General features: G+C 60.4%; 14 protein-coding genes. 4 read left to right on the forward strand and 10 right to left on the reverse strand.

Going from position 1 to position 11,820, the window contains the following annotated elements; all coding sequences use genetic code 11:
* Nucleotide 1 precedes the first annotated feature (1 nt).
* The 9 genes from WM42_RS07405 to WM42_RS07445 all read right to left on the reverse strand — a co-directional run bounded on the left by WM42_RS07405 (nucleotide 2) and on the right by WM42_RS07445 (nucleotide 7,175).
* Nucleotides 2-766: an enoyl-CoA hydratase/isomerase family protein gene (locus tag WM42_RS07405; RefSeq protein WP_062036648.1), complete on the reverse strand. Its 765-nt coding sequence runs from the start codon at nucleotides 764-766 to the stop codon at nucleotides 2-4.
* The gene (locus WM42_RS07410; protein WP_062036650.1) at nucleotides 767-1,972 is read right to left on the reverse strand and encodes a thiolase family protein; all 1,206 of its coding nucleotides are present in this window, start codon (nucleotides 1,970-1,972) and stop codon (nucleotides 767-769) included.
* Nucleotides 1,973-2,749 (reverse strand): enoyl-CoA hydratase/isomerase family protein, encoded by a 777-nt coding sequence (locus tag WM42_RS07415; protein ID WP_062036653.1) that lies wholly within the window; start codon nucleotides 2,747-2,749, stop codon nucleotides 1,973-1,975.
* Between the two features lie 30 nt (nucleotides 2,750-2,779).
* Nucleotides 2,780-3,934: a 1,2-phenylacetyl-CoA epoxidase subunit PaaE gene (paaE, locus tag WM42_RS07420; RefSeq protein ID WP_062036655.1), complete on the reverse strand. Its 1,155-nt coding sequence runs from the start codon at nucleotides 3,932-3,934 to the stop codon at nucleotides 2,780-2,782.
* A complete protein-coding gene (gene paaD / locus WM42_RS07425; protein ID WP_062036657.1) occupies nucleotides 3,934-4,473 on the reverse strand; it encodes a 1,2-phenylacetyl-CoA epoxidase subunit PaaD in 540 nt (179 codons plus the stop codon). Before paaD ends, paaE begins: the two co-directional genes overlap by 1 nt.
* A 14-nt stretch (nucleotides 4,474-4,487) precedes the next feature.
* Nucleotides 4,488-5,324 carry a 1,2-phenylacetyl-CoA epoxidase subunit PaaC gene (paaC, locus tag WM42_RS07430; protein WP_061925270.1) on the reverse strand — a complete coding sequence of 279 codons (837 nt, stop codon included), beginning with the start codon at nucleotides 5,322-5,324 and terminating at the stop codon, nucleotides 4,488-4,490.
* On the reverse strand, nucleotides 5,321-5,608 hold the full coding sequence (gene paaB, locus WM42_RS07435) for a 1,2-phenylacetyl-CoA epoxidase subunit PaaB (protein ID WP_062036659.1): 288 nt from the start codon (nucleotides 5,606-5,608) through the stop codon (nucleotides 5,321-5,323). Before paaB ends, paaC begins: the two co-directional genes overlap by 4 nt.
* Nucleotides 5,609-5,637: 29 nt before the next feature.
* Entirely contained in the window at nucleotides 5,638-6,606 is a 969-nt protein-coding gene (gene paaA / locus WM42_RS07440) for a 1,2-phenylacetyl-CoA epoxidase subunit PaaA (protein ID WP_061925266.1), read from the reverse strand.
* A 134-nt stretch (nucleotides 6,607-6,740) separates the two neighbouring features.
* Nucleotides 6,741-7,175 (reverse strand): hotdog fold thioesterase, encoded by a 435-nt coding sequence (locus WM42_RS07445; protein ID WP_062036661.1) that lies wholly within the window; start codon nucleotides 7,173-7,175, stop codon nucleotides 6,741-6,743.
* A 99-nt stretch (nucleotides 7,176-7,274) separates the two neighbouring features.
* On the opposite strand from WM42_RS07445, the gene WM42_RS07450 reads away from it, so the two are divergent.
* The 3 genes from WM42_RS07450 (at nucleotide 7,275) to WM42_RS07460 (ending at nucleotide 10,872) form a co-directional block, all read left to right on the forward strand.
* Entirely contained in the window at nucleotides 7,275-7,883 is a 609-nt protein-coding gene (locus tag WM42_RS07450) for a TetR/AcrR family transcriptional regulator (protein ID WP_062036663.1), read from the forward strand.
* A 352-nt stretch (nucleotides 7,884-8,235) separates the two neighbouring features.
* The gene (locus WM42_RS07455; protein WP_371326212.1) at nucleotides 8,236-9,501 is read left to right on the forward strand and encodes an AMP-binding protein; all 1,266 of its coding nucleotides are present in this window, start codon (nucleotides 8,236-8,238) and stop codon (nucleotides 9,499-9,501) included.
* A gap of 45 nt (nucleotides 9,502-9,546) precedes the next feature.
* Complete coding sequence (locus WM42_RS07460) at nucleotides 9,547-10,872, forward strand: MFS transporter (RefSeq protein WP_062036666.1); 1,326 nt, start codon at nucleotides 9,547-9,549, stop codon at nucleotides 10,870-10,872.
* A gap of 18 nt (nucleotides 10,873-10,890) precedes the next feature.
* Here WM42_RS07460 and WM42_RS13270 read toward each other — a convergent pair whose 3' ends face one another.
* A complete protein-coding gene (locus tag WM42_RS13270) occupies nucleotides 10,891-11,232 on the reverse strand; it encodes a hypothetical protein (protein WP_141741045.1) in 342 nt (113 codons plus the stop codon).
* 161 nt (nucleotides 11,233-11,393) lie between these two features.
* Between WM42_RS13270 and WM42_RS13275 the strand changes: the two genes are divergently transcribed.
* Complete coding sequence (locus WM42_RS13275; RefSeq protein WP_145915046.1) at nucleotides 11,394-11,816, forward strand: hypothetical protein; 423 nt, start codon at nucleotides 11,394-11,396, stop codon at nucleotides 11,814-11,816.
* The last annotated feature ends 4 nt before the right edge of the window (nucleotides 11,817-11,820 follow it).

Below are 11,820 nucleotides of genomic sequence, written 5' to 3' on the forward strand. Positions count from 1 at the left end.
TTTATTTTTCCTTCTTGCGGTCGAGGAATGCTTGCATGCGGTCGAATTTGGCCTGAGACTCGAAGAGCACGGCCTGAGCGATGTTGTCTACTGAGGGGTGCGCGGAATCCGGCATGTCCATTAGCTGTTTAGTAATGCGCACGGCCAGCGGGTCGAGCGCGGCGATGCGCTCGGCTAGGGCCTTTGCGCCGTCGAGGAGCTCAGCGGGGGAGTGAACCTCGTTAATAAGGTGTGCCTCCAGCGCCTCTTCGCCGCTTAAGATGCGTCCTGCCAGCAGAATCTCCTTGGCGAGCGGCACACCGACCGTGTTCTTGAGCCGCCACAGCGCCCCGGCCGCGGCGATGATTCCCAGGTTGGCCTCCGGCTGGCCGAACTTGGCAAACGGGGTGGCTACCCGGAAATCCGCAGCGAGCGCCAGTTCCAGGCCGCCGCCTAGGGCATAGCCGTCGACGGCAGCGATGACGGGCATCGGCAGCTGGGCGATGCGGTGAAAGATGCCGGAGTTGATGCCGCGCAGGGCGTCGTCGCGGCGGCGCTCCCGCAGCTGGGCGATGTCCGCGCCCGAGGCGAAGATGCCGCGCGGACCCTTGGAGGTTTCCACGGTGCAGCCGGTGATGATGAGAATCTGCGGTTCTTGTTCCAACCCCGCGCAGAGTTCGTGCAGCTCAGCCACCATCTGCTCGTCGATGGCATTGCGCACCGTTGGGCGGTTCAGGCGGGCTAGAACAAAGCCTTCTTCTTGGGTTATCTCGATAGCGGTACTCATTTAGACCCTCTCGATCGCAATCGCGGTTCCCTGACCCACGCCCACGCACATGGTGGCCACACCGCGCTGCAAGCCTTCGGTCTCGAGACGGTTGAGCAGGGTCAACGTGATACGCGAGCCGGAGGAACCCAGCGGGTGGCCCAGAGCGATGGCTCCGCCCCACGCATTGACTTTGTCCTCGTCGAGCCCGAGCTCGCGGATGCATGCGAGGGACTGGGAGGCGAAGGCCTCGTTGAGCTCAACCGCGTCGAGGTCCTCAATGCTCCAGCCAGCGCGCTCGAGCACCTGGCGGGTAGCGGGCACAGGGCCGGTTCCCATGATCTCGGGCTTGACGCCGCGGGCGGAGTTCGCGACCACGCGGGCGCGAGCCTTAAGACCATGCTTTTCGACGGCCGCTGCAGAGGCGACGATGACGCAGGAAGCGCCGTCGTTAAGCGAAGATGCGTTGCCGGCCGTAGTGACTTCGCCGAGGCTGGTTACCGGGCGTAGCTTGGCGAGCTTTTCCAGGGAGGTTTCGGGGCGCGGGCCCTCGTCCGTGTCGACGATGGTGACATTTCCCTTGCGGTCCTTGACCTCTACCGGCACGATTTCCGCAGCGAACTTGCCGTCGGCGATAGCCTGAAGTGCGCGCTGGTGGGAGCGCAGGGCGAATGCGTCCGCGCCCTCGCGGGTGATGCCGTAGACGTTAGCCACCTCTTCGGCGGTTTCCGGCATGGAGTAGGTCATCTTTTCCTGCGCCAGGAACTTGGAGTTGGGGAAGCGCCAGCCGATGGAGGTGTCATAGACCTCGCCTGGCTTGGCAAAGGCCTTGGTGGGCTTTTCCATAACCCACGGCGCGCGCGACATGGACTCCACGCCACCTGCGACGATGATGTCCGCCTGGCCCGACTCTACGAGGGCGGTAGCCAGCGCAATCGAGGACATGCCCGAAGCGCACAGGCGGTTGACGGTGATACCGGGGACGGTGTCGGGGAAGCCAGCCAGTAGCCACGCCATGCGGGCGACGTTGCGGTTTTCCTCGCCGGCGCCGTTGGCGTTTCCGATGATGACTTCATCCACCAGGGATGGGTCGATGCCTGCGGTTTCGACGGTCTGACGGATGGTGGTGGCGATGAGATCGTCGGGGCGCACGGAAGAAAGCGCGCCGCCGTAGCGGCCCACTGGCGTGCGGAAACCGGAGACGAGGTATGCGTTAGGGGTAGTCATTTATGCTCCTTTGAACTGCGGCTTGCGCTTTTCGTTGAAGGCATCAAAACCTTCGTAATAGTCTTCGGTCTCGCACAGCTTTCCTTGTGCGATGTTCTCCGCATCCACGGAGGCCCACAGCCCGGTGCCGTTGTCGCGGATGTCTTGGACAAGCTTGCGGCTGGCCATGAATGCCAAGGTGGCCCCTTGAGCCGCGCGCTTGGCGACGCCCCGGGTAAAGTCCAGCAGCTCCTCTGCCGGGAGTGCGCGGGAGAAGAGCCCGGCTTGGACTGCCTCCGCGCCGCTGATGAGCTCACCGGTGATGATGAGGTCCATCGCGCGGTGCGGGCCGAGGCGCTCGACGAAGAGGTGGTGGCCACCGGAGTCAAGGGTGGCGCCGAGGTTGGCAAAAGGAGAACCGAATTTGGCGTCTTCGGCGACATAGACAACGTCGCAGGCCAGCGCGATGCCTAGGCCTACGCCGAGGCAGGGGCCGTGGACTGCGGCAAAGGTTGGGGCGGGGAACTCGTCGAGCTGGCGCAGGACTGGGGTGACCTTGTTGGCTAGGAAGTCGGTTGCGTCATCTTCGCGCGGGTTTAGCCCCTTGATGTTGCGGCCGGCGCTAAAGCTCTTGCCCTCGCCGCGGACGATGAGTGCTTTGGGCTGCGCCTTGGCTGCGGCATCGAGGGCATCGGAAAGCTCTGCCAAATCCGCAATGCCTAGAGAATTCATGGCCTTAGGCTTGTTGAAGATGAGTTCTGCGACGCCGCTTTCAGCGTCCACCTGTAGTTCAATCATGCTGTGCCTTTATAAAGTAAGTAGTGGGTTTTAAGCGTCGAAGTTGAGGGAGACGTTTGGCGTGGTGGCGTGGGATTGGCAGGTCAGCACATAGCCGGCTGCCACTTCGTCGGCCTCGAGGGCGTAGTTTTCATCCATCTCCACTTCGCCTTCTGTGACCTTGGCGCGGCAGGTGCCGCACACGCCGCCGGCGCAGGCGAATGGGACATCGGAGCGCACGCGCAGAGCGGCGTTCAGGAGTGATTCGTGGGCGGAAACCGGGGAGGTAACCGAGCCGGAGAGGCCATCGAGCTGGAAGGTGATTTCGACGTTGTTGCCTTCTGGATCGGCTTCTACCCGGCGGCCAGACTGGTTCTGATTGCCCGTGGGCTTGCCGGTGGTAAAGAGCTCGTAGCGCACGTTCTTCTCATCGACAGCGCGGCCGGAGAGCTCGTCGCGGACCAGCTGGACCAGTTCGAAGGGGCCGCACAGGAACCACTCGTCCACGTTCTCGGTGCGCACCACGTTATCGAGCAACGTCTGCAGCTTCTCGGCGTCGATGCGGCCGGAAAACAGCGGGTTGACGCGCTGCTCGCGGGAAAGCACGTGATGGACGGCGAAGCGGTTCGGGTACTTATCCTTCAAGTCACCGATCTCCTCGGCAAACATGACATCTCCGCCGCCCTTGTTGGCGAAGATGAGCTCGAAGGTGGTTTCCGGGGACTCCGCCAGCACGGTCTGAGCAATCGCCATGATTGGGGTGATGCCCGAACCCGCGGCAACGGCGACGAGGTGCGGATGGTCAAGCTTTTCCAGCTCCTCGCGCACGGCCTCTGGGTTATTAAGGCCGGTCAGGTGGGTCTTTGAGGTAAACGCGCCCTGCGGGTTCATCACGTCCATCTGGGTACCGGGGGTTAGCTCCTCGTTGGCCCAGGTAGAAAAGATGCCGCCGCGGTCGCGCTTGATGGCCACGCGGATGACACCGTCGCGCGGCACATCGCAGATGGAATAGGAGCGACGCACTTCCTGGCCGTTGATCTCGGCACGCAGTGCCACGTACTGGCCGGGGATGTAGTTGTAGTCTTCCTGGAGTTCGGCGGGGACTGCGAAGGAAACCTCGACGGAGTCTTCGGTGAGCTTACGTACACCGGTCACGGTCAGGGTGTTGAACGTAGCCTTCTTCTTAGCGGGGATTGTGGTGGTCATTAGTGCACCTTGAAGTAGTCGAAAGGCTCTAGGCAGTCCAGGCAGTTATACAGTGCCTTGCAGGAAGTAGAGCCAAATTGGGCGAGCTTGCGGGTGCGGCGGGAGCCGCAGTGTGGGCATTCGATGGCAGGTGGGGGACCAAGGGTCAGCGGGATGGGTCCAGAGTTTGCCGCGCGGGACTTGCCGGTTGGCGGCGCGATGCCATAATCCTTGAGGTTCTTGCGGCCCAACTCGGTGATCCAGTCGGTGGTCCACGCCGGCTGCAGCACTAGGTCCACGCGGGCAGCGCTGTAGCCTGCCTGCCCCAGCGCTGCGGTGATATCCGCGGTGATGTGCTCCATGGCGGGGCAGCCCGAGTAGGTCGGAGTAATGGTTACCACTGCGACGTCGTCTTCTAGCTTCGCTGCGCGCAGAATCCCCAGGTCCGCAATCGAGATGACGGGAATCTCGGGGTCGGGGACTTGCGCGGCGACGTCCCATACCTGGGCGTCGGCAGGCGCTGCCGGGCGCAGGGGATGAGAGGTATCAGTGATGGTCACAGTGGTCAAACTCCTTACCAGGTAGCGCCCGGATGCTGGCGGGCGAGCGATTGCATCTCGGCGAGGATGTAGCCGCGGTACTCGGAAAAACCGCCGCCGCGCTGGCCGGAACGAGCCTGCTTTACCTGCGGGATATCCAGTTCGGCCTTGCCAAGGACGTGCGCGATGCGCTCGTCGAACTCAGCGCGCAGGGAGGAAGGCAGAACGGCAATCTCTTCGGCGGCGAGTTTCTCGTGCACCGGCAGATCCTCGAAGAGTTCGTCGAGGTAAGGCCACATGTAATTCAGGCCTGCCTGCACGCGGCGCTTGGATTCCTCGGTGCCCAGGCCAAGGCGGAGGATCCACTGATTGGCGTGGTCGACGTGGTACTCGACTTCCTTGATGGCTTTTGCCGCGATGGCCGCTAGCGTCTCATCCTTGGATGCCAGCAGGGCGGTGTAGAGACCGTACTGGTAGTAGGAAAAGAGCAGCTGGCGTGCGATGGTCTGGCCAAAGTCGCCGTTTTCCTGCTCCACGAGGCGGCAGGAACGGAATTGTTCTTCGTTGCGGAAGTAGGCGAGATCGTCCTCAGTTTTGCCATAAGCAGTACCCGCGTAGGTCAGAAGGAAGCGGGCATGGCCGATGAGGTCGAGTGCGATATTTCCGAGTGCGATGTCCTCTTCCATCTCTGGGGCGCGGGAGATCCACCAGCCCAGGCGCTGGGCGAGGATAAGGGCGTCGTCGCCAAGCGTTAGTGCGTAAGCAGCAACGTCTTCCGAGGCCACGGCGCCGGAAGCGGCGATGTCTTCTGCGGTAATGCCGTTACCCTGCGACTGCTTGGTCGCAGAATCGGCGGTTGCGAATCCACTCACAGGTGCGGCACCCCCTCGGACTTGTCGTAGTAGGTGGCGTGGCGGTAGCTCTTGCCCTGCGGGGACTCGAAGAAGCCGCCCTTGGAGTCAGGATCGGAAGAAGACATTGCTTCGGTGGGAACTACCCACACGGAGGTGCCTTCGTTGCGGCGGGTGTATAGATCGCGCGCGTTACGCAGCGCCATGGTTGCGTCGGGCGCGTGCAAAGAACCAGCGTGGACGTGGGACAAGCCGCGGGAAGAGCGGACGAAGACTTCCCACATTGGCCATTGATTTTCAGACATGGGGTTTCCTTTGGTTGATGTGGAGCGGATTAGGCCGACAGGGCGGAGTCGACGTTGTGGTATTTCTCGGCATAAGCAGCTGCTGCCTCGCGGACCCAGGCGCCGTCGTCATGCGCTTGGCGACGTCGCTGCATACGCTGCACGTTGCACGGACCCTCGCCCTTGATGACGGACTTGAATTCGGCCCAGTCCAGCTCGCCGAAGTCGTAGTGGCCACGCTCCTCGTTCCACTTAAGGTCCGGGTCTTCGAAGTGGAGGCCTAGGGCCTCAGCCTGCGGGACGATCATGTCGACGAAGCGCTGGCGCAGTTCATCGTTGGAGAAACGCTTGATCTTCCACTCCATGGACTGCTTGGAGTTCGGGGAATCATCATCTGGTGGGCCGAACATTTGCAGGGCTGGGCCGTAGAAGCGGTTGATGGCCTCTTGCGCCATCTGCTTTTGCTCCTCGGTGCCGTGGGAGAGTTCGTAGAGGATCTCCCAGCCTTGGCGCTGGTGGAAGGATTCTTCCTTGCAGATGCGCACCATGGCGCGGCCGTATGGGGCATAGGAAGCGCGGCACAGTGGGACCTGGTTGCAGATTGCCGCACCGTCGACCAGCCAGCCGATTGCTCCGATGTCTGCCCAGGTGCGCGCCGGGTAGTTGAAGATGGAGGAGTACTTCGCCGTGCCATCAAGAAGCTGTTGTACCAGCTCATCGCGGGAGGTGCCGAGGGTCTCGGCGGCGGAGTAGAGGTAAAGGCCGTGGCCTGCCTCGTCCTGCACCTTGGCCATGAGGATTGCCTTGCGCTTAAGTGATGGTGCGCGGGTGATCCAGTTGGCTTCTGGCTGCATGCCGATGATCTCGGAGTGCGCGTGCTGGGAGATCTGGCGGGTCAGCGTCTTGCGATAGGCGGCCGGCATCCAGTCGGTGGGCTCAATGCGGGAATCTTCCGCAATGAGCTCGTCGAAGCGTGCTTCTGCCTCTGCGCTGGCGAGTGCGGAGTCAGTGGTAGTCATGGAGGAAATCCTTCTATCCGGATGGAGGAGTAAGCGGGGTATTACTTACTGAATGGTTGGTCAGTATATGGGAGATCTGTGACCTACGTCAACACATTTTGTGATGTGTCTCTAGTTTCTTGGGGGGGACTTCGTTACTTCTTGGCTGGCAGGACGCGGAAGGTTCCGCGGAACTCCGCGATGGGTTTGCCGTGGATGTTCAGCGAAACGTCGACGATTCCGTTGCGTCCCCAAGTCTCGCGCGTGATGGCTACGCCACTGACGACGTCGCCCTCGAAAGCGGGGGCGATGTAGTGAATGGAGTTGTGGGCAGCGACGGCGACTTCGCCGGGGGAGTTGCACGCGCCGGCAAAAAGTGAATCGGCAAAGGTGTAGAGAAAACCGCCCTGTGCTGTGCCGTGGCCGTTGCACATCTCTGGGCGGATGGTGAATTGGCCTTCGCAGTGTCCAAGTTCGAGCTTGGTAATCTCCGCGCCGATGTGCGCGGTGGCTTTATCGCTTTCAAACATGGCGCGGACGTGGGCGAATTCTTCAGATTCGGCCACGCCGGGGCGCAGGATCTGGCTCATGGATGCTCCTAGTTAGCTGGAGATCTAGAGCAAGCACTCGATGAGAAATGGGGGTGTGGTGATTGGAGAGTCTAACCATTTTTTGGCCGTTCTGCTTGAATGGGGACCGTGGTTGAAGCAAATGTTGGTGCCGGGCGGGGTCGCCCGGGCTATTCCCGTGATGATGTAATTAGCGCGGCTGTGCGCGCTTTTAATGCCCGTGGATATGACGCGACATCGATGGGGCATGTTGCGCACGAGCTGGGAATTACAAAGTCGGCGCTCTATCACCACATCTCTTCAAAAGAGGAGATTTTGGAGCTGACGGTTGCCCGCGCGCTCAGCGAGCTTGAGGCCGTGGTTGCCGAGGTTAAAGATTCGGACTTGGCTTCCGGGGAGCGTGTGCGCTGCCTGGTGGAGGGGTCCATTCATGTGCTGTGTGTAGACCCGCAGTCGGTGTCCTTGCTGCTGCGGCTGCGTGGCAACTCGGAGGTTGAGTCCCGCGCTTTGGAGCGACGTCGTAAGCTAACCCGCTCAGTTATCCCGCTCGTGCGCGATGCTCAGGAGGATGGCGCAATCAGGTCTGACCTGGACGCTGCGATCTTGACTCGCATGGTCTTTGGCATGGTCAACTCAGTGGCGGAGTGGTACAACCCGGGCGGCAAGCTGGAGGCGGAGGAAGTCGCCGATGTTGTGGTGGGCTTGTTGTTTGGTGGCCTGAGGGGCTAGAAGTTTTGGGGTGCTGCGGGGGTAGCTCGACTGGGGAGAATCTGTGAGAGAAAAATTCTAGGCCTTAGCTGCGTTTTCCCAACGGGAAATGTGCCCTGGGTCATGAAACTTTTTTAATTGTGTTGTAACTCACGTACAGGCCTTGTATTGTACCTCACATGATTTACCTGAACGAACGGTAGGTCATGAATTCGCCGAGGTTAATATTCCTCGGCTTAACCCAAGCAAGACAGTTAAATATCTCGAGCAGCGCTTTCGAGGGAATGCGGGTGTGGACCTCAATTCTCCCGAGTCGAAAGGCAACAACGTGACCGCAACGTTTGACATCTTTTCTGATCACCACGGCCCGCAGATGGGCATTGAGTATGCTTCCCGCGACGAAATCATCGCGTTACAGACGCAGCGCGCAAAGAACGAGCTGCGCCACGCGTACTACAACGTCCCTCACTACCGTCGTGCGTTTGATGAATTGGGCGTCCACCCCGATGACTTCAAGGAGCTGGCAGACTTTGCCAAGTTCCCGTTCACTGACAAAGAAACGCTGCGCTCCGAGTATCCGTTCGGAATGTTTGCTGTAAACCAGAGCCAGATCTCCCGTATCCACGCGTCCTCCGGCACTACCGGCCGCCCAACCGTGGTGGGGTATACCCAAAATGACGTGAAGATCTGGGCTGAACTCGTGGCTCGTTCCCTGCGTGCCGGTGGCCTGCGCCCAAGCGATAAGGTGCAGATCACCTTCGGCTACGGCCTATTCACCGGTGGTCTTGGCGCTCACTACGGCGTCGAGGAGCTGGGCGCGACCGCAATCCCAACCTCTGGTGGTCAAACCGAGCGCCAGATTCAGATCATGCAGGACTTCCAGCCGGATGCCATCCTTGGCACCCCGTCCTACATGCTTAACCTTTTGGATCGTATGCGTAAAGACGGCATCGACCCGCGTGAAACCTCGCTTCGAGCTGGCGTCTTCGGCGCCGAGCCGTGGACTGAGGGCATGCGTCGCGAGCTCGAAGAAGGCTTTGGCATCACGGCCACCGATATTTATGGCCTCTCTGAGGTCATGGGTCCTGGTGTTGCGCAAGAATGCGTGGAAACCAAGGACGGTCTGACCGTCTGGGAGGATCACTTCTACCCAGAGATCATTGACCCAGAAACCCTGCAGCCGGTGCCTGATGGAGAATACGGCGAGCTCGTGATTTCTTCCTTGACCAAGGAAGCATTCCCGATCATCCGTTACCGTACGCACGACATCACTCGCCTGCTGCCGGGAACAGCGCGTTCCATGCGCCGCATCGACCGAATTTCGGCTCGAAACGACGACATGATCATTCTGCGCGGCGTGAACTGTTTCCCATCCCAGTTTGAGGAAATCATCACTGAGGATTCCAACCTGCGCCCGCGCTACCAATGCATCCTGTCGAAGAAGGGGCGCATGGATCACCTGACGCTGGTTGTTGAACATGCGACAGACGTTGCCCAGTCTGATATCGAAGCATCGGGTGATTGGCTCAAGAAGCAGATCAAGAACCGCATCGGTATCTCCGTCGGCGTCGATGTGGTTGACCACGTTGACTGCGGTGAGGGCAAGGCAAAGCGCATCGTCGATAACCGCGATAAGTAATCGACCTTATCCATCTGCTTTTGCACCCATAGAGAGAGTCACCCTATGTCTGCACCTGTAATTGAACGTAGCCAACCGGCAACTGGAATCACTCGGGAGCACAAGCGCGTGCTCGCCGGCTCCATGGTCGGAACCACCATCGAATGGTTCGACTTCTTTATCTATGCCCAAGCTGCGGGTCTTATTTTCGCCACGCAGTACTTTGACCCAGTCTCGAATGAAAACGCCTCGCTCGCGCAGATCATTTCCTGGGCTTCATTGGGTATCTCATTCCTGTTCCGCCCGTTGGGTGCTATCATCGCAGGTCACTTGGGTGACCGGCTGGGCCGCAAGCCAGTTCTTGTCATCACTCTGATTGGCATGGGGCTAGCCACCATGCTCATGGGTGTCTTGCCCAACTATTCTGCAATCGGCATGGCCGCCCCAATCCTGTTGGTGGCGCTGCGCGTGCTGCAGGGGCTTTCTGCTGGCGGCGAGTGGGGCGGTGCGGCAATGCTCGCCGTGGAACACGCGCCACGCGGCCGCCGCGGCCTCTTCGGCGCCTTCCCACAGGTGGGAGTTCCGCTCGGAATGTTCCTGGCCACCATCTTCATGCTTTTGCTTTCCGCGGTCTTGACGCAGGAGCAGTTCTTGGCATGGGGCTGGCGTATCCCCTTCCTGTCCTCTGTTGTCCTGATTCTTCTGGGCTACTTTATCCGCCGCGCGGTGGAAGAGTCTCCAGCATTCGCTGAGCTGCAGGATCTTCAGAAGAAGGAATCTGCCCCCTTGGCGGTCCTGTTCAAGAGCCACACCGGCACCGTCATTAAGTGCGCGCTCATCTTCGCCGCTAACAACGCTGTAGGCTACTTTGTCATCGCCTACTTCACCTCTTATGGCACCAAGGTGGTGGGTTACTCGCGTACCGACGCCCTGCTAATCGCGCTCATTGCATCCATCGGCTGGTTCGCTGGCACCCTCTACTTCGGCCACCTGTCGGACAAGGTGGGCCGCAAGCGCACCTTCATCGTGGGCTACATTGCGTTGGCTGCGTGGTCCATTCCGTCCTGGATGGCTGTTGACTCCGGCAATCTTGCCCTCTTCGGTGGTGCGGTTCTCATCCTGGCGACCATGCTGGGTGCCACCTATGGTCCCCAGTCCGCGCTCTACGCGGAGATGTTCCCAGTGAAGGTGCGCCTCTCGGGTGTTTCAATCGGCTACGCGTTTGGCTCCATCATCGGTGGTGCTTTCGCCCCGATGATCGCGGAGATGCTCTTCACTGAGTTCAAGACCTCCATGGCTATCGCTACCTACGCGATTGTCATCTCCGCCATCTCCCTCATCGGCGTTCTCATGGTGCCAAAGGGCATTCAGGACCGCGACCTGCACGTTTAGAAGTATCTGACTTCTAAACTAGGCGCATAAGTGCGAAGAGCCTGCCTGGGCGGCCAAGGCGCAGAACTGTAGCTGGGCGTTGGTCACTGAATCTTCGGCACCGCGGATTGCCTGGCGGGCTGGGTCGTGGAACTGCACCGGCACGAAGTTGAGGATTTGCTGCTCCAGCGGGGAAGGCTGGCGGCCCGAATTGCGGATGCCGTCAGCGGTGATGCGAACAGCACCCAAGATGTCGCCGGTGAGCTGGGAGGCCGCGCCATAAGTATTCGCGGCGATGGTAAAGCCATTGCCAAAGGAGGCGGTGGCATGGACGTTGCGGTTATCGTCCCAGCCGAACTTCGTGCCCACAACACCCGGCACGCGTGAGGTGCCAAAGTCTTGCTTATAGCCGTCAGCGGCAACGGGGAAGCGGTGCGCATGCCATTGATAATTGGCGTGGCTAGTGGGTCGCCCACAATCGCGGAGGTAAAGCGCGCAAGGTCCTCAGTAGAGGTAGTGGTGTTGCCCCAGAATCCTGGGTAGTGGGTCTCATGCAGGCCAAACTGGCCGATGATCTCAGGGATTGCCTGCGGGTAGCGGCGGTCCAAGTCTGTGGCCGTGCCGTCCTCGCTGAAACGAATCATGTTCTCCACGCGGGCTTTATCCGCCGGAGCGCCGTGCTGCAGCACCCAATAGCCCAAGTAGAGCTTGACCAAGGAAAGCGCCGGGCGAGATTCGTGGGAATTAGCAGTAGAGACTACTGCGCCATTGCTGTAGCGCAGCGTGACCTGAGTACGCCCGGGCACAGCGTTAGGGTCGATGGTGATGCCAGCCTGGGCAACGGGCGTGACGAGGCCGGCGGCGAGGGTGCCAACCAGCGCGGCAGCAGAGATAGAGAGACGGGAACGCATAGGAAAATAGTAACAGCGCTGGGAAAACTAATCGTCCCCAGCGCTGTTAAATAGTTTG

This window comes from Corynebacterium simulans (genome assembly GCF_001586215.1).
Classification (GTDB): Bacteria; Actinomycetota; Actinomycetes; order Mycobacteriales; family Mycobacteriaceae; genus Corynebacterium; species Corynebacterium simulans.